The sequence below is a fragment of the Flexivirga endophytica genome (genome assembly GCF_014640635.1).
In the GTDB taxonomy this organism is placed as follows: Bacteria; Actinomycetota; Actinomycetes; order Actinomycetales; family Dermatophilaceae; genus Flexivirga; species Flexivirga endophytica.
This window is the reverse complement of the sequence record NZ_BMHI01000004.1, coordinates 66,919-84,822: the sequence shown is the minus strand read 5'-3', so window position 1 is coordinate 84,822 and position 17,904 is coordinate 66,919. Positions and strand designations below refer to the sequence as shown.

At 68.1% G+C, this 17,904-nt stretch carries 22 protein-coding genes and 1 riboswitch; of the genes, 6 read left to right on the top strand and 16 right to left on the bottom strand.

The window, feature by feature from the left end:
- Nucleotides 1-2: 2 nt before the first annotated feature.
- From trpB to hisI, 6 genes are all read right to left on the bottom strand, one after another.
- Complete coding sequence (gene trpB, locus IEX71_RS12430) at nt 3-1,220, bottom strand: tryptophan synthase subunit beta (RefSeq protein ID WP_188837369.1); 1,218 nt, start codon at nt 1,218-1,220, stop codon at nt 3-5.
- Nucleotides 1,217-2,005: an indole-3-glycerol phosphate synthase TrpC gene (gene trpC, locus IEX71_RS12425; RefSeq protein WP_188837368.1), complete on the bottom strand. Its 789-nt coding sequence runs from the start codon at nt 2,003-2,005 to the stop codon at nt 1,217-1,219. The genes trpB and trpC overlap by 4 nt, the downstream gene beginning before the upstream one ends.
- Nucleotides 2,006-2,272, bottom strand: a complete 267-nt coding sequence (locus IEX71_RS12420) for an HGxxPAAW family protein (protein WP_188837367.1) — start codon at nt 2,270-2,272, stop codon at nt 2,006-2,008. It abuts the gene before it with no gap.
- A 127-nt stretch (nt 2,273-2,399) separates the two neighbouring features.
- Nucleotides 2,400-2,999: a Trp biosynthesis-associated membrane protein gene (locus tag IEX71_RS12415; protein ID WP_188837366.1), complete on the bottom strand. Its 600-nt coding sequence runs from the start codon at nt 2,997-2,999 to the stop codon at nt 2,400-2,402.
- A 25-nt stretch (nt 3,000-3,024) separates the two neighbouring features.
- Entirely contained in the window at nt 3,025-4,575 is a 1,551-nt protein-coding gene (locus IEX71_RS12410) for an anthranilate synthase component I (RefSeq protein ID WP_188837365.1), read from the bottom strand.
- Nucleotides 4,572-4,925, bottom strand: a complete 354-nt coding sequence (gene hisI, locus IEX71_RS12405) for a phosphoribosyl-AMP cyclohydrolase (protein WP_373284621.1) — start codon at nt 4,923-4,925, stop codon at nt 4,572-4,574. Before hisI ends, IEX71_RS12410 begins: the two co-directional genes overlap by 4 nt.
- Before the next feature lie 103 nt (nt 4,926-5,028).
- Between hisI and IEX71_RS12400 the strand changes: the two genes are divergently transcribed.
- A complete protein-coding gene (locus IEX71_RS12400) occupies nt 5,029-5,673 on the top strand; it encodes a TIGR03085 family metal-binding protein (protein ID WP_188837363.1) in 645 nt (214 codons plus the stop codon).
- 283 nt (nt 5,674-5,956) lie between these two features.
- Here the strand turns inward: IEX71_RS12400 and hisF are convergent, their stop codons facing one another.
- Complete coding sequence (gene hisF, locus IEX71_RS12395) at nt 5,957-6,712, bottom strand: imidazole glycerol phosphate synthase subunit HisF (RefSeq protein ID WP_188837362.1); 756 nt, start codon at nt 6,710-6,712, stop codon at nt 5,957-5,959.
- A gap of 268 nt (nt 6,713-6,980) precedes the next feature.
- Here hisF and ectA point away from each other — a divergent pair, with 268 nt between their 5' ends.
- The 5 genes from ectA (at nt 6,981) to IEX71_RS12370 (ending at nt 10,965) form a co-directional block, all read left to right on the top strand.
- Complete coding sequence (gene ectA / locus IEX71_RS12390) at nt 6,981-7,547, top strand: diaminobutyrate acetyltransferase (protein WP_188837361.1); 567 nt, start codon at nt 6,981-6,983, stop codon at nt 7,545-7,547.
- 176 nt (nt 7,548-7,723) lie between these two features.
- Entirely contained in the window at nt 7,724-8,983 is a 1,260-nt protein-coding gene (ectB, locus tag IEX71_RS12385) for a diaminobutyrate--2-oxoglutarate transaminase (RefSeq protein ID WP_188837360.1), read from the top strand.
- Between the two features lie 54 nt (nt 8,984-9,037).
- Complete coding sequence (locus IEX71_RS12380) at nt 9,038-9,430, top strand: ectoine synthase (RefSeq protein ID WP_188837359.1); 393 nt, start codon at nt 9,038-9,040, stop codon at nt 9,428-9,430.
- Between the two features lie 74 nt (nt 9,431-9,504).
- Nucleotides 9,505-10,404, top strand: a complete 900-nt coding sequence (gene thpD / locus IEX71_RS12375; protein ID WP_188837358.1) for an ectoine hydroxylase — start codon at nt 9,505-9,507, stop codon at nt 10,402-10,404.
- A 9-nt stretch (nt 10,405-10,413) separates the two neighbouring features.
- The gene (locus IEX71_RS12370; protein WP_188837357.1) at nt 10,414-10,965 is read left to right on the top strand and encodes a nucleoside/nucleotide kinase family protein; all 552 of its coding nucleotides are present in this window, start codon (nt 10,414-10,416) and stop codon (nt 10,963-10,965) included.
- 29 nt (nt 10,966-10,994) lie between these two features.
- Here the strand turns inward: IEX71_RS12370 and IEX71_RS12365 are convergent, their stop codons facing one another.
- The 9 genes from IEX71_RS12365 to rpe form a co-directional block, all read right to left on the bottom strand.
- Nucleotides 10,995-11,456 (bottom strand): PH domain-containing protein, encoded by a 462-nt coding sequence (locus IEX71_RS12365; RefSeq protein WP_188837356.1) that lies wholly within the window; start codon nt 11,454-11,456, stop codon nt 10,995-10,997.
- Complete coding sequence (gene hisG, locus IEX71_RS12360) at nt 11,453-12,328, bottom strand: ATP phosphoribosyltransferase (protein ID WP_188837355.1); 876 nt, start codon at nt 12,326-12,328, stop codon at nt 11,453-11,455. Before hisG ends, IEX71_RS12365 begins: the two co-directional genes overlap by 4 nt.
- The gene (locus IEX71_RS12355) at nt 12,315-12,578 is read right to left on the bottom strand and encodes a phosphoribosyl-ATP diphosphatase (protein WP_188837354.1); all 264 of its coding nucleotides are present in this window, start codon (nt 12,576-12,578) and stop codon (nt 12,315-12,317) included. The genes hisG and IEX71_RS12355 overlap by 14 nt, the downstream gene beginning before the upstream one ends.
- Before the next feature lie 89 nt (nt 12,579-12,667).
- Entirely contained in the window at nt 12,668-13,132 is a 465-nt protein-coding gene (gene ribH, locus IEX71_RS12350; RefSeq protein WP_188837353.1) for a 6,7-dimethyl-8-ribityllumazine synthase, read from the bottom strand.
- Nucleotides 13,133-13,412: 280 nt separating this feature from the next.
- On the bottom strand, nt 13,413-14,606 hold the full coding sequence (gene ribA / locus IEX71_RS12345) for a GTP cyclohydrolase II (RefSeq protein ID WP_188837352.1): 1,194 nt from the start codon (nt 14,604-14,606) through the stop codon (nt 13,413-13,415).
- Complete coding sequence (locus tag IEX71_RS12340) at nt 14,603-15,307, bottom strand: nicotinamide mononucleotide transporter family protein (RefSeq protein ID WP_188837351.1); 705 nt, start codon at nt 15,305-15,307, stop codon at nt 14,603-14,605. The genes ribA and IEX71_RS12340 overlap by 4 nt, the downstream gene beginning before the upstream one ends.
- Nucleotides 15,304-15,903: a riboflavin synthase gene (locus tag IEX71_RS12335; protein WP_188837350.1), complete on the bottom strand. Its 600-nt coding sequence runs from the start codon at nt 15,901-15,903 to the stop codon at nt 15,304-15,306. The genes IEX71_RS12340 and IEX71_RS12335 overlap by 4 nt, the downstream gene beginning before the upstream one ends.
- 1 nt (nt 15,904) lies before the next feature.
- Nucleotides 15,905-16,936 (bottom strand): bifunctional diaminohydroxyphosphoribosylaminopyrimidine deaminase/5-amino-6-(5-phosphoribosylamino)uracil reductase RibD, encoded by a 1,032-nt coding sequence (gene ribD, locus IEX71_RS12330; protein ID WP_229749691.1) that lies wholly within the window; start codon nt 16,934-16,936, stop codon nt 15,905-15,907.
- 112 nt (nt 16,937-17,048) lie between these two features.
- Nucleotides 17,049-17,177: riboswitch (FMN riboswitch) on the bottom strand.
- Nucleotides 17,178-17,235: 58 nt separating this feature from the next.
- A complete protein-coding gene (gene rpe / locus IEX71_RS12325) occupies nt 17,236-17,898 on the bottom strand; it encodes a ribulose-phosphate 3-epimerase (RefSeq protein ID WP_188837349.1) in 663 nt (220 codons plus the stop codon).
- Between the last annotated feature and the right edge of the window lie 6 nt (nt 17,899-17,904).

Below are 17,904 nucleotides of genomic sequence, written 5' to 3'. Positions count from 1 at the left end.
GCTCATATCTGGGTGTCCTTCTCGTCGAGCAGACCGAACCACTGCGCTGCTGTGTGCACGTCCTTGTCGCCACGGCCGGACAGGTTGACCAGCAGCAACGCGTCGCGGCCGAGCTCGCGACCGAGGTTCATCGCCCCCGCGAGCGCGTGTGCACTCTCGATGGCGGGCAGGATGCCTTCCGTCCGGGAGAGCGCTTGGAAGGCGCTCATGGCCTCGGTGTCGGTGACCGGGAGGTATTCGGCACGGCCGGAGTCACGCAGGAAGGAGTGCTCCGGTCCGACGCTCGGGTAGTCCAAACCCGCTGACACCGAATGGGATTCGATGGTCTGGCCCTCGTCGTCCTGCAGCACGTAGGTGAACGCGCCGTGCAGCACCCCGGGGCTCGCCTGGCCGCTGAAGCGGGACGCGTGACGCCCGGAGTCGGGTCCGTCCCCGCCGCCTTCGAGGCCGATCAACCGGACGTCGGGGTCGTCGATGAAGCGGTGGAAGATGCCCATCGCGTTGGAGCCGCCGCCGACGCACGCCAACACGGCGTCGGGCAGCCGGCCGTAGGCGTCGAGCATCTGGGCGCGGGCCTCGACACCGATGATGCGGTGGAAGTCGCGGACCATCTCCGGGAACGGGTAGGGGCCGGTGACCGTACCCAGCACGTAGTGGGTGTGTCCGACATTGGCGACCCAGTCACGGAACGCTTCATTGACCGCGTCCTTCAGGGTGCGCGACCCGTGGTCGACCGGGACGACCTCGGCGCCGAGCAGCTGCATCCGGGCGACGTTCAGTGCCTGCCGCTCGGTGTCGACCCGACCCATGTAGACGGTGCAGTCGAGTCCCATCAGCGCAGCCGCCGTCGCGGTCGCGACGCCGTGCTGGCCCGCGCCGGTCTCGGCGATGACACGGGTCTTGCCCATGCGTTTGGTGAGCAGTGCCTGGCCGAGCACGTTGTTGATCTTGTGTGAGCCGGTGTGGTTGAGGTCCTCGCGCTTGAGCACGACCTGCGCTCCCCCGCAGTGCTCGTCACCGAAGCGGTGGACCGGCGTGATGATGCTGGGCCGGCCGGTGTAACTGCGGTGCAGCTCGGACAACTCGCCGACGAACGACGGGTCGGCCGATGCCTTGCGACGGTGCTCGTCCAACTCCTCGAGCGCCGCGACCAGGGCCTCGGGGACATAGCGGCCGCCATACGCACCGAAGCGGCCGAGTGGCGGTGTGGTCTGACTCATCGGGAACCTTCGATCATCGTGCGGACTGCGGAGCGCGGGTCGCCGCCGGTGACCAGGGCCTCACCGACGAGCACCGCGTCAGCGCCGGCCGCGACGTAGTCGGCGACGTCCTGCGGGTTGCGGATGCCGGACTCGGCGACACGCACGCGGTCGGCCGGCACGCGCGGTGCGAGTTCGGCGAACAAGCCACGGTCGACGTCCAGGGTCTTGAGGTTGCGCGCGTTGACGCCGATCAGCTGGGCGTCGACGGCGAGCGCCCGATCGATCTCCGGCTCGTCGTGGGTCTCGACCAGCGCCGTCATACCGAGCTCGGTCGCGTGCTGGAAGAGGTCGCGCAGCAGGACGTCGTCCAGCGCCGCGACGATCAGCAGGATGATGTCCGCGCCGTGCGCACGTGCCTCGTCGATCTGGTAGTGATCGACCATGAAGTCCTTGCGCAGCAACGGAATCCGGACGCTGGCACGCACTGCGTCGAGGTCGGCAATTGAGCCGCCGAAGCGACGCTGCTCGGTCAGGACCGAGATCGCGGTCGCACCGCCCTGCTCGTATGCCGCTGCCAGCTCCGCCGGATCCGGGATCGTCGCCAAATCTCCCTTGCTGGGGCTGCGGCGCTTCACCTCGGAGATGACCTTGACCGGGCCGTCCGCCCGGAAAGCAGCAAGTGCATCGAGGGCCGGTGCGGTCTCGCGGGCGTGCCGCGCGACCTCCGGTGCCGAGATGTGACGTCGTCGATCCTCGAGGTCCTCGCGAACCCCGAGGATGATGTCGTCGAGGACCGTGGCCACCTAGGACGCCTGCTGGGACCGGATCTGCGCCTGCTCCTGCGGAGTGAGCGGCGGAGCTGCGATCTTGTGGTGGTTGCCGAAGCCCATCTTGCCCAGGACCTTGCCGACCAGGACTCCGACGACCGCCAGGGCCCCGCCGATGTAATAGAACGGGTGCAGACCCCAGGCCACGCCGATGCTCACGCAGATCGCGGCCACCAGCAGGAAGCACACGGTGGTCCAAGCAGCGACGCTGTGTCCGTGGTCCTCGTGGATTTCTTCGGCCATCAGCCGTTGCTCCTTCGCCTGAGTCTGTGGTCGCAAACCTCTCGCGAGCGCGGTGTGCGACGCGATCACTTGGTCCCTCGCGTCCCACACGTCACTCGGTCGTCATCACGACCTTGTCGTTCGTGCCCTACCGGTCAGTCGGTCTGGTGTCGTCGATTGTGTCAGACCCGGCTGAGGAGTCTGTCGGGTCCTCGCCGTCGGTCAGCTTGTCCCAGTCCGAACGCGCGGCGGCCTTGGGGGCGGTGGGGGCGTCATACCGACTGGACAGGCCGGACCAGGCGCGCGCGCCGAGGATCCCCAGCACGCCGGTCAGCACCAGGAGTACGGCGCCCAGCAGCGCCACCCATGGCCAGAACGTCAGATCGGCGGTGACCTTCCGGTCGCCGGTGTGGCCGGTCATCGACGTCGCGACGTCGCCAAGTGTCTTGACCGGGTCGCGCACGACCACCATCACGGCGATGACTGCCACGATGCCGGCGAGCAGGGTGATGACGGCGGCGATCCAGCGCGCTATGCGGCCGGTCGTCAGGGTCGCCAACACTGCCGCTGCGCCCACCAGTGCCGACGCGAGCAGCGCCGGAGCGGCTTTGCCCCCGGAGGCGTCGGTGTGCGCGCCCTGCAGCACAGCATCGGTCACGGTGCCGCTGACCCAGGTGCGAGTGTTGGCCGCCACCAGCAGAATCACCGCGAGGGCCCCCGTGAGCAGGACGGTCCGCTTGCCGATCATCTGCTTCCTCTCCTCTGATGCTGCGTCACCCGATCAGTCGCATCCCGGAGGCCACCGCGACCGCGCGCAGCGCCGAGGCGGCCTTGGTGCGGGTCTCCTGGTATTCGGACTCCGGCACCGAGTCCGCGACGATGCCGGCACCGGCCTGCACGTAGGCGACGTTGTCCTGCAGCACCGCCGTGCGAATGGCGATGGCCATGTCCAAGTCCCCGGCGAAGTCGAAGTAGCCGACGACTCCGCCATACACACCACGGCGAACGCCCTCGAGCCGCTCGATGATCTGCAGCGCCCGCGGTTTCGGGGCACCGCTGAGCGTGCCGGCGGGGAAGGTCGCCACGAGCACGTCGTATGCCGAGCGACCCTCCGCGAGGCGGCCGACCACGGTCGACTCCAGGTGCATGATGTGGCTGTAGCGGCGGTTCTGCATGAACTCGACGGTGTCGACCGTGCCCGCGTCGCAGACCTTCTGCAGGTCGTTGCGTGCCAGGTCGACGAGCATCAGGTGCTCGGCGCGTTCCTTCGGGTCGGCGAGCAACTCGTCGGCGAGGTCCTCGTCCTGCTCGGGACTCTTGCCGCGCGGGCGGGACCCTGCGATCGGGTGGGTGATCACATGGTCGCCGGTGACCTTGACCAGCGCCTCCGGACTGGACCCGACGATGTCGTAGGTCGAGCCGTTGGGATGCGGCAGGCGCAGCAGATACATGTAGGGGCTCGGGTTGCCGACCCGCAGCGCCCGGTAGACGTCCAGCGCGTCGGCACCACACGGCACCGAGAACCGTTGTGACACAACGATTTGGAAGGCTTCGCCGGAGCGGATGTCCTCCTTCGCCTGCTCGACCATGTCGTGGTACTGCTCGCGGGTGTGGGTGCTGGTCGGCTGCAGCTCGACCGGCTCCGGCACCGACACCGTGCTCGGCGCGTCGACGGCCAGCGCTTCCTGCATGGCGTCGAGCCGGTCCACCGCGCCCGCCCACGCCTGCTCGGCGCGCGCATCGGTGTTGTCATGGTTGATCGCGTTGGCGATCAGCAGCACGCTGCCGTCGGAGTGGTCCATGACCGCGAGATCCGTCGCCAGCACCATCCCCAGCTCGGGGGTGTGCAACTCGTCCGTTCCGGTGTCGGGCAGTCGTTCCCAGTGCCGGACCGCGTCATACGTGACGGCGCCGACCAAGCCGCCGGTCAGCGGCGGAAGGCCCGGGATGCGAGGGGTCGCGAGGACCTGCATCGTGTCGCGCAGGACATCGGTCGCGGTGCCGTCGGTGGGCACTCCCAGCGGTGGCGAGCCGAGCCAGAGCGCCCGGCCGTCCTGCTCGGTGAGAGTGGCGCGGCTGTCCGCACCGATGATCGAGTAGCGCGACCACACTCCCCCGTGCTCCGCGGACTCCAGCAGGAAGGTGCCCGGACGGTCACTGGCGAGTTTGCGGTAGATGCCCAGCGGCGTCTCGCCGTCGGCCAACAGCCGGCGCACCACCGGTATGACGCGGCGGCCGTCACTCGCCAGTTGCAGGAACTGCGGCAGGCTCGGCCAGGTCACACCCCATTCCAGCTCGGCGTTGAGTTGTCCTTCGGCGCTCACGCGGTCACCGCCTGCAGATCGGTGAAGAAGCAGGTCCGCTCGCCGGTGTGACAGGCAGCGCCGATCTGGTCGACACGGACCAGCAGGGTGTCGCCGTCGCAGTCGAGCGCGACCGACTTCACGTGCTGGACGTGACCGGACGTGTCGCCCTTGCGCCAGTATTCGCCGCGGCTGCGCGACCAGAACGTCACCCGGCCGGAGGTCAGCGTGCGATGCAGGGCTTCGTCGTCCATCCAGCCGACCATCAGCACTTCGCCGGTGTCGTGTTGCTGGATCACGGCAGGGACCAGCCCTGCCGGGTCGCGCTTCAGTTGTGCGGCAATGTCGGGGTCGAGAGCGGAAGGACTCACGATTGCCATTCTGCCGCACCGGCGTCGGCGTCACGCGGCCGCCGCAGCAGGTGAGGTGTGACGGTGTGACCTGTGTCGCGTCGCCGTAGGTCATGCTTGGCGTATGCCGAATTTCGCCCGAGCCGAACGCGCTGCGCTGTGTGATGTCTTCGCCGAGGTCGGGCCCGACGCGCCGACGTTGTGCGGGGACTGGACCACTCGCGACCTCGCGGCACACCTCGTGGTGCGCGAGGGCCGACCGGATGCGGCCGCCGGGATGTTCCTGCCGTTGCTGTCCGGCCGGCTGGAATCGGTGCAGCGCAAGATCGCCGAAGCGCCCTGGGAAGAGCTCGTCGAGAAGGTGCGCTCCGGCCCGCCGCGGCTCGGGCCCTTCGGCCTGCCAGGCGTCGACGAGAAGGCGAATCTGTCGGAGTTCTTCATCCATCACGAGGACGTGCTGCGTGCAGGCGACCACCCGGACGCCCGCCGCGAGGTGCCGGCCGACGAGCAGGCGGCGTTGTGGAAGATCCTGCCCCGCATCGGCCGGCTGACACTGCGCGACTCCCGCACCGGGGTCGTCGCGGACTGCCCCGGCCACGGCCGGCGGAGCCTGCGTGGTCCGAGGGACGAACGCGGGAACGTGGTGCTGACCGGCGCGCCCAGCGAGGTGTTGCTCTACATCTTCGGCCGCGATGCCGTCACCGATGTGGGACTCGACGGCTCGGATTCCGACATCGAGGCGTTCCGAGCCACCACGCTCGGCTTCTGAGCGCTACCGACCAGCAGCACGTGCGGTATGACGCACCTCCTGCTGGTCCCAAGCACGCACACGCCACCTGACACATCCCGGGCCTGCACACCGTGCGCAGGGCACGCGCGCACCATCGGCAGGAGCCAACCCACCACCAACGCCGCCCCACAACTGGGACCAGCAGCACGTGCGGTATGACGCGCCTCCTGCTGGTCCCAAGCACGGCAACCGGCTCGGCGGCTCGGTCAGCCGGTCGCCCGCCGCAGCGCCGTGACCACCGTGCACGCGGAGTCCACGGCCATCAGCGGACCTCGTGGCCGGCGTCCCGCAGCGCGTCCTTGACCTCGCCGATGGTCAACTCACCGAAGTGGAAGACGGACGCCGCGAGCACCGCATCGGCCCCGGCCTCGACCGCGTGCACGAAGTGCTGCACGTGCCCGGCTCCCCCGCTGGCGATGATCGGCACATCCACCTCCGCGCGGACCGCGCGGATCAGCTCCAGGTCGAAGCCGTCCTTGGTGCCGTCGGCGTCCATCGAGTTGAGCAGGATCTCCCCGACGCCCAACCGTGCTGCACGAGCACACCATTCGATTGCGTCCAGGTCCGTCGACTTCAGGCCACCGTGTGTCGTGACCTCGAAGTTGCCGTGTTGTGAACGACGAACGTCGGCCGACAGCACGAGCACCTGGGAACCGAACCGCTCGGCGATCTCGGTGATGACTGCGGGTCTGGCGATCGCGCCGGTGTTGATGCCGACCTTGTCGGCGCCGGCGCGCAGCAACCGGTCGACGTCCTCGACCGTGCGGACCCCACCGCCGACGGTGAGCGGGATGAACACCTGCTCCGCGGTCCGGCCAACGACGTCGTATGTCGTCTCCCGGCCGGCCGAACTCGCAGTGACGTCCAGGAAGGTCAGCTCGTCCGCGCCTTGGCCGTCATACCGCTCGGCCAGCTCCACCGGGTCACCCGCGTCGCGCAGATTCTCGAAATTGATGCCTTTGACCACCCGACCGGCGTCCACGTCCAGGCAGGGGATCACGCGCACGGCAACCGTCATGGCAGCCAAGGGTAGCCCGCGGCGTGAGTGTCCCCGGCGCCAGTCCGGGGCGAGAGTGTGACCCCCGGCACGCGCCGCAGGAAACAGCCGTAAGGGTTCATCTCAAATCATGAGACGGACTTTGGAGGCCCTGAAACCGCACTGCGAGAAATCGATCTATCCACGTCAGACAGCGGAAATTGCGCTCCCGCAACGTGATTCGTTCGCGGCGTTGCGCGTCGATCTTGAGTTGACTTAGCTCTGCCAGCGCATAACGTCGAGGCCAGTCATGCCGATACCAATCGAAGTACCGACCCGACCATCGTCCACCAAGCAGCACATCGGGCGCTCCTCCCGAGCGCACGGTCCGCGATCCGGCGACGCACACTCGCTGGTGATCCGGACACCGCACCCGTCCGAGGGCGCCCAGATGTGGACCGTCGCTCGCGACGGCGGCGAACTCGACCTGAATTCGTCATACGCCTATCTCATGATGGCGCGCGATTTCGCCACGACGTGCCGAGTTGCGTTGTCCGACAACGAAGTTGTGGGATACGTCCTCGGTTACTGCCCGCCCGAACGCCCGACACATCTGTTCGTCTGGCAGGTCGCCGTGCGTGGCGACCAGCGCGGGCGCGGTGTCGCGGCGCACATGCTCGAGCACCTCGTCACTACCGGTGACGTGGACGCCCTCGAGGCGACCGTCGAGGAGACCAACGGGGCGTCACGCGCGTTGTTCGCCAGCATCGCCCGCAAGCATCAGGCCGAGCTGACCTGGTCCGAGGGCATTCCCGCAGCACACTTCCCCGACGGCCACGCCGGGGAACCCTTGCTGCGCATCAGCCCATTGCGTTGAGCGCCACAGCTGTAACGCCGCATCCGCCAGTCGCGGCGTCCGTGCCCGGGAAAGCGCGCACGGAAGTTATCGAGAACAAGCCAGAAGGCTCGAGATCCATTGGCGTTGCAGGGAGCTTGCGACCTCCAACGCCAACGGGGAATCAGCCTCATTGCCGATCGACCGAAGGAAACTCCATGACCGTGACCGCCGACACCACGAGCCTTGAGTCCGGCGTCCGGAGTTACTCCCGGACCTGGCCCACCACGTTCCAGCGGGCCAAGGGCAGCTTCCTCTACACACCGGACGACGAGCCGTACCTCGACTTCTTCACCGGGGCCGGAGTCATGAGCTACGGGCACAACAACCCCATCCTCAAGGACGCGTTGCTTCGCTACCTGACCGAGGACAACATCGTTCACTCGCTGGACATGCTGACCACCGCGCGCGAGGACTTCCTCAACACGTTCACCGAGCAGATCCTGCGACCGCGTGGACTCGACCACACCGTGATGTTCCCCGGGCCTGGTGGCGCGAACGCCGTCGAGGCGGCGCTCAAGCTGGCCCGCAAGATCACCGGGCGTGAGTCGATCGTCAACTTCACCAACGCTTTCCACGGTATGACGCTCGGCGCGCTCGCCGTCACGGGCAACTCGATGAAGCGCGGCGGCGCCGGCATCCCGCTGGTCCACGCCACACCGATGCCGTACGACGACTACTTCGACGGCGACGTCCCCGACTTCGTCTACTTCGAGCGGATGCTCGCCGACAGCGGCTCGGGCCTGAACAAACCGGCGGCCGTGATCGTTGAGACCGTGCAGGGCGAAGGCGGCGTCAACGCCGCGCGCCTGGAGTGGCTGCGTCAGCTTGCCGAGGTCTGCAAGAAGTACGAGATCCTGCTCATCGTCGACGACATCCAGGTCGGCTGCGGTCGCACCGGCGGCTTCTTCAGCTTCGAGGAAGCCGGCATCGTGCCCGACATCATCTGCCTGTCCAAGGCGATCAGCGGTTACGGCCTGCCGCTCGCGCTCACCCTGATCCGTCCCGAGCTGGACGTGTGGGAGCCGGGCGAGCACAACGGCACGTTCCGAGGGTTCGCCCCGGCGTTCGTCACCGCCACCGAGGCGATCCGCACCTACTGGTCGGACAAGACGCTCGAGGAGTCCACGATCAGCAAGGGCGCCTTCGTCGAGGCCACGCTGAACAGCATGGTGGCCAAGCGCCCCGAGGGTGAGCTCACCGCCAAGGGTCGCGGCCTCATTCGCGGTCTGGAGTTCGCCGACCCGGAGAAGGCGGCCGAGACTTGCCGCAACGCCTTCGACGCCGGCCTGCTGGTCGAGACCTCCGGTCCTCGCGACGAGGTCATCAAGCTGCTTCCGCCGCTGACCATCAGCGAGGACGAGCTCAACGACGGCCTGACCCTGCTGCGCAACGCCGCCACCGACGCGCTCGACTGACCTTCTGGCCGCACGTTTCCCCGACTTCCACCTGACCTGAAAGGACCACCCCGCATGCTCGTACGATCCCTGGACGACGTCACCGACACCGACGACGACATCAAGACCGAGAATTGGCGCAGTAAGCGAATCGTGTTGGCACGTGAGGGCGTTGGCTTCTCCGTGCACGAGACGACGCTGTATGCCGGCACGGTCAACGACTTCTGGTACGCCAACCACATCGAAGCCGTCTTCATCGTGGAGGGCGAGGGCGAGATCCTCAACAAGGCCACGGGCGAGCGCCACGAGCTGCGCCCCGGCTCGCTCTACCTGTTGAACGACCACGACAAGCACCAGGTGCTGCCACGGACCGAGATGCGCACGGTCTGCGTGTTCAACCCGCCGGTCACCGGCCGGGAAGTGCACGACGAGAACGGCGTATACCCGCTGGTGCTCGAGGACGCCTGACCCCAAGAACCCCCGACACCCCCACGCGAAGCCGCGTGGGGGTGTCGAGCCATTTCCGACCGAGAGGAGAAGGTATGACGACGACTCGCACGACGGATCACTATCCGACGCGCCATCACGTGGAGGCGGAGGCGGCGCCGACGCCGAGAACGCACCCGACGGTCTGGGGTACCGATGCTGACGGGCCATTCGACGAAGCCGCACTCGACGAGCACGAGCGACACGGCTTCACGATCCTGCAGGACTTCATCACTCCTACCGAGGTGGAGACCTTCACTGCCGAGCTGAACAGGCTGGCCTCCGATCCGACGCTGCGGGGCGACGAACGGGTCATCACCGAGAAGACTTCGGGCGAGGTGCGCTCGGTGTTCCAGGTCGAGCAGTTGAGTGAGCAGATCGATGCGTTGACCCGCGATCCGCGGTTGCTGCACCGGGCTCGCCAGTTGCTCGGGTCCGACGTATATCTCCACCAGACGCGTGTCAATTACATGCCGGGCTTCAAAGGCACTGGCTTCTATTGGCATTCGGATTTCGAGACCTGGCACGCTGAGGACGGTCTGCCCGCTCCCCGGGCGGTGAGTTGTTCTATCGCACTGACGCCGAACTACCCCTTCAACGGCGGTCTGATGGTCATGCCGGGATCGCACCAGACGTTCGTCCCGGGTATCGGTGAGACACCGGACAACAACCACGCAGAGTCGCTCAAGGAGCAGACGGTGGGTGTGCCCGACGAGGAGTCCATCGCCGATCTGGCGCATCGTTGTGGGGTGGACCAGTTCACCGGGCCGGCCGGTTCGGCGCTGTGGTTCGACTCGAACATCATGCACGCGTCCGCGAACAACATCACGCCATACCCGCGCTCGAACATCTTCCTGGTGTTCAACAGCGTGGCGAACACCCCGGTCGAGCCCTACGCAGCTCGGACACCGCGGCCGGCCCACATCGCCGCCCGTGACTTCACTCCCCTGCACTAGATTGCCGGCGTGAACGACCGAGCGTCCGCCGAGTACGTGCAGCAGATCGCCGCGCTCGCGCGTGCGGTCGGCCCCGCTGCGGTCATCATTGCGATCGATGGCCGCAGCGGCTCCGGCAAGACCAGCCTGGCCGGTGCGGTGGCGGCCGAATTGCAGGACGCAACGGTCGTGCACCTGGACGACATCTATCCCGGTTGGGACGGTCTGGCCGCGACACCGCCGCTGCTCGCCGCCCAAGTGCTGGAGCCGTTGCGGCGCGGTGAGCCCGCGTCATACCGCCGATTCGACTGGGCCAGAGGCACTTTCGCCGACTCGGTGCCGGTCCCCCGCACGCGCTACGTCATCGTGGAGGGCGCCGGTAGCAGTGTCGGCATCGCTCGGCCGTATGCCGACGTGCGCGTCTGGCTGGAAGCCGAGCCTGCCGTGCGGAAACGTCGTGGCCTGGACCGTGACGGGGACGCCTACGCACCGCACTGGCAGCGCTGGGCCGACCAGGAGGACACCGTCTTCGCCGCCGACCACACTGCCGCGCACGCCCATCTGGTGTTGCACACCGACTGACGTCGCCAGCGGGTCTTCCGTCCGGTCGATCAGTCGTTGCCGGCGCGACGGTTGTGCGCCTCGACGAGTGCGGCCATCCGCCGGGCCTCCGCGTTGGCGAAGTCGCCGTCGGAACGTTGCACGGCCATCACCGCCAACGTGTCGGTGTCATCCAGTTCCAGAACGAGCCAGGGGGCTCCCCCGCCGAACTGCACATTGACGACCTGAGCCCACGCGATGTCGCGCGACACGATGAGGTTCTGGACGTGCAGACCCTCCTTCGTCGGCGTCGCGCGCACCAGCGCGTAGCGCAGCAGGAACCCCGCCACGGCCAGGCCGAAGACGAACATCGCCGCGGAGTCGACGCCGCTCCACCCGGTGACACCACCGCGCGGGATCGTGAACGCGGTGATCCCGAACACCACCACCACGGCGATCGCCGTGCCGATGCTCACGTACCGCGAACGTCGCGGGCGGAACGTGGCGTAGGCGTCCTCCCGGCGGGATGTCATAGCCGACAGGCCGCGATCTCGGTCACCAGAATGGCGCGGGCACCCAGCTCGTAGAGACGATCCATGACCGCGTTGGTCGCGGTGCGGGGCACCATCGACCGAACGGCGACGAAGCCCTCACGGTGCAGCGGCGACACGGTCGGCGACTCGAGCCCCGGTGTCAGCGCGCAGGCCTGCTCCACCAACTCGACCCGGATGTCGTAGTCCATCATCACGTAACGGTTCGCGGTCAGCACGCCCTGCAGACGGCGCACCAGCACGTCGACGGCCGGTGTCGTCTCGGCACGGTCCTGCGGCCGGATCAGCACCGCTTCGCTCTGCAGGATCGGGTCCCCGAAGACCTCGAGCCCCGCGTTCCGCAGCGTGGTGCCGGTCTCCACGACGTCTGCGATGACATCGGCGACGCCGAGGGTGACCGCGGTCTCCACCGCGCCGTCCAGCCGGACGACGGATGCGTCGACGCCGTGGTCCGCGAGGTTCTTGCGGACCAGACCGGGAAAGCTCGTCGCGATGCGCTTGCCGTCCAGGTCGGCCACCGAGGAGACCTGTCCGGCACGCGCTGCGTAGCGGAAGGTGGACCCGCCGAAGCCCAGCTGCAGGACCTCCACAGCCGGAGCTTCGGAGTCCAGCAGCAGGTCGCGGCCGGTGATGCCGACCTCGAGGTGGCCGCGGCCGACATACACCGCGATGTCCCGCGGCCGCAGGTAGAACAGCTCGATCTGCTGCTCGGCGTCGACGACGACGAGCTCCTTGGACTCACGGCGGACCCGGTAACCGGCTTCGCGCATGAGATTTGCACTCGCTTCGGCCAGCGCGCCCTTGTTGGGCATCGCGACCCGCAGCGCGTCAGAGGTGGGCTCAGAGGTGGGCATAGACGTCCTCCAGCGAGATGTCCTGGGCGACCATCAGCACTTGCAGGTGGTAGAGCAGCTGGCTGATCTCCTCAGCGGTGCGCTCCACACCTTCGTACTCCGCGGCCATCCAGACCTCCGCGGCTTCCTCGACGATCTTCTTGCCGATGAAATGCACTCCGGCATCGAGCTCGCGCACGGTGCCGGAATCAGCCGGCCGGTCCTGGGCTTTGGCAGTCAGCTCCGCATGCAGCTGATCGAACGTCTTCACGTCGGCCAAGGCTAATTGCACCGGCGGGTCGACCGCGCACCCGGCCACACTGTGGTCCGCAGGTATGCCGGGCCGCCGCTCACTTCGGGTCACACGGCTCGCAGAGTGGCCGCCGTCGCGACAGCAGCGGTCGCCGCTTCGAAGCCCTTGTCCTCCACCGAACCCGGCAGCCCGGCCCGGTCCAGCGCCTGCTGCTCGTCGTCGCACGTCAGCACGCCGAAACCGACCGGCACACCTGTGCGCACCGTGACGTCCGTGATGCCGCTCGTGGCGGCCGAGCACACGTAGTCGAAGTGCGGGGTGCCGCCGCGTATGACGACGCCGAGCGCGACCAGTGCGTCATACGACGGCGCCAGCCGGGCGCACGCGACGGACAACTCGAAGGTGCCCGGCACGCGGACCTCTGCGGTCTCGGTGACCCCGCACGCCGCGAGCCCGCGGCGGGCACCGTCGAGGAGACCGCCCATGACCTGCTCGTGCCAGGACGCCGCGATGATCGCCACCCGCAGGCCACTGCCGTCCGCCACCGTCTCCGGTGCGCCGTGCCCGCTCATTGCGCCCTCCTCGTTCCTCGGATGCCGCCATGAGCCTGAGTCATTGTTCCCTCGCTGCGCTCGCTCATTGCGCCCTCCTCGTTCCTCGGACAATCCCTCGGATGCTGCCATGAGCCTGAGTCATTGTTCCCTCGCTGCGCTCGCTCATTGCACCCTCCTCGTACCTCGGATGCCGCCATGAGCCTGAGTCATTGTTCCCTCGCTGCGCTCGCTCATTGCGCCCTCCTCGTTCCTCGGATGCCGTCACGAGCCTGAGTCATTGTTCCGCCGCTGCGCTCGGTCACGCCGTCTCTCCGATCTGGTGACCGAGGCGGTCGCGTTTGGTGTCGAGATAGCGACTGTTGTTGATGGTGCGGCCGGTCACCAGTGGCAACCGGTCGACGGTCAGACCCAAAGACCTCAACTGCTTCTCCTTCTCGGGGTTGTTCGTGAGCAGCCGCATCGCGCTGATGCCGAGGTCGCGCAGGATCGATCCCGCGGCGCCGAACTCGCGGTCGTCGACCGGTAGCCCGAGCGCGGTCTGTGCGTCGACGGTGTCCAGACCCTCGTCCTGCAGGGCGTAGGCACGCAGCTTGTCCAGCAGTCCGACGCCACGACCCTCGTGGCCGCGCAGGTAGATGACCACGCCGCCCTCGGCCGAGACCCGGCGCATGGACTCGGCCAGCTGCGGGCCGCAATCGCACCGCGTCGACCCGAACGCGTCACCGGTGAGGCATTCGGAATGCACTCGCACGAGCGGTGATTCGTCGGGTATGCCGAGCGGCGAGACCAGCGCGACGTGTTCGGCGCCGGTGAGCAGGTCGGCATACCCGGTCATCTCGAAGGTGCCGTGCACCGTCGGCAGGCTCGTCCGCGCGCGGCACTCCACCCGATCGTGCAGGGTGCGCCAGGTGGCGAGGTCCTCGATCGTGATCACGACCAGGCCCTCCCGCTCGGCAAGCTCCTCGGCGTCGGCGAGCCGCATCATCGAGCCGTCGTCGTGGACCAGCTCCACGATTGCGCCGACCGGCGCACACCCGGCCAACCGGGCCAGGTCCACTGCGGCCTCGGTGTGTCCGGCACGCTCCAGCACACCGCGGAACCGGGCCCGCAGCGGAAAGACGTGACCGGGTCGCGTGAAGGTCTCGGCGACCGCGCCCGGGTCCGCGAGCAGCCGTAGCGTCGTCGCGCGTTCGGCGGCGCTGATGCCGGTCGTCAGCCCTGCGGCGTCCACCGACACGGTGTATGCCGTGCCCTTCGGGTCCTGGTTGTCCCGGACCATCTGCGGCAGCGCGAGTCGGTCGGCGACCTGATCGGGCATCGGCGCGCAGATGACGCCGGAACCGTGCCGGACCGCCCAGCCGATCCAGCGCTGGTCGGCGTGCTCGGCCGCCATGACGAGGTCCACCTCGTTCTCGCGATCCGCGTCGTCAGCCACGAGAACCGGTCGGCCCGCTGCGATTTCGGCCAGTGCGGCCTCGACGGTGGCGATCATGACGTCACCAACTCCTCACTTCGATCAGCTCCGCGAGCCGAGTTGCGGCTGACCCGCAACCAGACGACGAAGCCCCAGATCACGAATGCCGCGTAGATCGCGTAGAGCACTGCCGAGGGGTAGTACTCGAAGTGCAGCAGCTCGGGCACGCCGACCAGGTCCACCGCGATCCACGCCAGCCAGAACTCGTTCCAGCCGCGCGCCATCGCGAACGTCGCCACGATCGAGCCGACGAAGATCCACGCGTCGGCCCAGTAGTACCAGCTCGGGGGCGTCCAGCCGACACCGATCATCCTGGTGACCCACTGGACGAAAATGACTGCGACGACCCAGAATCCGCCGAGTGCCAGCCGTTGTTTCATGCTCGCCCAGTGCGGTTGCACCGCCGGAGCGTCACGCCGCCGGCCGGCCTTGTTGCCCTGCCAGACCCACCAGCCGTAGATCGAGGTGAGGATGAAGAACACCTGGCGGCCGGCCTGGCCGAACATCACCTGGCCGCCGTGCGCGGTGAAGCCCAGCGCGAAGAACACAGTGAACAGCAACGCGTTGCCGATGATGCCGACCGGCCACGCCCACACGCGGCGCCGCATGCCACCGATCGCGGACGCCAGCCCGAAGAGGTTGCCGATGATCTCGCGCCAAGTGATCCCGTGTCCGCCGATCGTGATCGACGCGTCGTAGAGGCGCTCGAAGAAGTTCATGCGGTCACCCGCAGACCGATCATGCGCTCGACGTACTTGGCCAGCACGTCCACTTCGACATTCACCGGGTCACCCGGCTGACGCGCACCGAGCGTCGTCAGCGACAGCGTGGTCGGGATCAGGCACACCGAGAATTCATCGTCGCCGACGGAAGCGACGGTCAGGGACACGCCGTCCAGCGCCACCGACCCCTTCTCGACGATGTATGGCGCCAGGGCCGACGGCAATCCGAAGGTCACCTCGGTCCAGTGCTCGTGCTCGGAGCGGCGCAGCAACTCCACGACACCGTCGACGTGTCCCTGCACGATGTGCCCGTCGAGCCTGCCGTCCGCGCGGACGGCGCGTTCGAGATTGACGGCGCTGCCGGGCTGCAGCGCTCCCAGACTGCTGCGGTCGAGCGACTCGGCCATCACATCGACCGTGAAGCCGGTCGGTGCGTGCTCGACGACGGTGAGGCAGACGCCGTTGACGGCGATCGACGCACCGTGCTGCACGTCCGCCACGACCTCCGTCGCCGCGATCGCCAACCGTGCCGAATCTCCTTGCCGGACGAGCTCTTCCACTCGTCCAAGCTCCTCGATGATGCCAGTGAACACGTCACTTCCTCCGATAGATGAGTCGGACGTCATCGCCGAACCGCGTGACGTCGTAGAGGGTCCAAGCTGTGGCGTCGGACAGCGTCCCGACGCCCAGTGGGCCGACCGCTGAGCGGCCCGCTCCGAGCATGAGTGGTGCGACATACGCGATGACCTCGTCGACCAGTCCCGCAGCGCAGAACGCGGCACCGAGCGTCGGGCCGCCCTCCAGCAGGGCGGAGCGAACGCCGCGGGCGTGCAACTCCTTGAGGACGACCGCAGGGTCATGGGTGTGCACTTGGATAGTTGCGGCTGCGTCGTCCAGGACGCGGGCGTCCGCCGGCAGTTCGCGATCGCCCACCACGACACGTAACGGCTGCGGACCGGCGACTCCCCCGGTGCTGGACCGCGCGGTGAGGTGCGGGTCGTCGGCCAACGCGGTCCCGGTGCCGGCGATGATCGCGCCGGCCAGTCGTCGCTGCTCGTGGACGTCGACACGGGACAGCGCGTTGCTGATCCACTGGCTGCTGCCGTCCGCTGCCGCGGAGCGACCGTCGAGCGTCGCGGCGAATTTCCAGCGGACCCAGGGGCGTTCGTGGGACACGGCGAAGGTCCAGTGCTCGTTGAGCGCCCGGGCCTCATCGGCCAGCACAGCGCCGACCACCTCGAGCCCGCGGGACCGCAGCACCTCGCCCCCGCCCTGCGCGACGGGGTTGGGGTCGTGTTGCCCGAAGACCACTCGCCGCACGCCCGCCTCGGTCAGGGCGTCGATGCACGGTCCGGTGCGCCCGGTGTGCGCACAGGGCTCCAGGGAGACGTATGCCGTTGCGCCGCGGGCCAACTCACCGGCATCGGCCAGCGCGGACACCTCGGCGTGCGGTGTGCCGGCACCGGCATGCCAGCCGCGCCCGACGACCGCGCCGTCACGCTCCAGCACACAGCCCACGCGGGGGTTCGGGTCGACGGCGGGGCGACGTGCGGCCAGCTCGAGCGCAGCACGCATCCGCTGCTCGAAGGCGGGGGTGTCAGCATGGGTCGACAACTGGGACGACATCGCCTCGTCACTCCTTCCCGGTCCGGTCTCACCGGCTCCGGGGGTGACGAGCGGTCACGCGACTCGCCTCATCGGCGAATGCGTCTCCGCAGGGAGCGCCATTGACGCATCCCTCGTGCTGCCTCCCATCCGGACTTTAACCGTCGGTCCTGGAGTTCCACCAGGTCAACCGGTTGCCACTGGCAACCGGGTCGCGGACTATCACCGCCGGCTCGGAATTTCACCGACCCCGGAGCACGTTCAACATCAGTATTACACGCCCCGTCAACCCCTGTGGACGGGACGTCCGGCTGACGAGATCAGCCGTGGCCGACGCAGGCGGACGCCAACTCACGCAGCTGGTCGATCGCCGCAGCAGCGTCCTCGGCGCCGTAAACCGCTGAGCCTGCGACGAATACGTCGGCGCCGGCCTCGGCACACTGCTCGATGGTCGCTGCCGAGACACCGCCGTCGACCTGGATGCGGATCTCTCCCCCGCGGCGGCGGATCGCCTCACGGACCTCGCGCACCTTCGGCAGCTGGTCCGCCATGAAGCTCTGCCCACCGAAGCCCGGCTCGACCGTCATCACCAGCACCATGTCGACGACCTCGAGCAGTTCCTCGTAGGGCGCGAACGCCGTGCCGGGCTTCAGCGCCATACAGGCCTTCGCACCTGCGGCGTGCAGGTCCTTGACCAGATCCTCGGGGTGGCCGGCGGCCTCGATGTGGAAGGTGACGCTGTCGGCGCCCGCTTCGGCGTAGGCCGGCGCCCAGCGATCGGGGTCGTCGATCATCAGGTGGCAGTCCAGTGGGATCGGGCTCACCCGGTGCAGCGCCTCGACGACCGGTAGGCCGATCGTCAGGTTGGGCACGAAGTGGTAGTCCATGACGTCGACGTGCGCCGAGTCCGCGCCCGCGATGCGCTTCAGGTCCCGCTCGAGGTTGGCGAAGTCGGCCGACAGGATACTGGGTGCGATTTGCACGCGTCC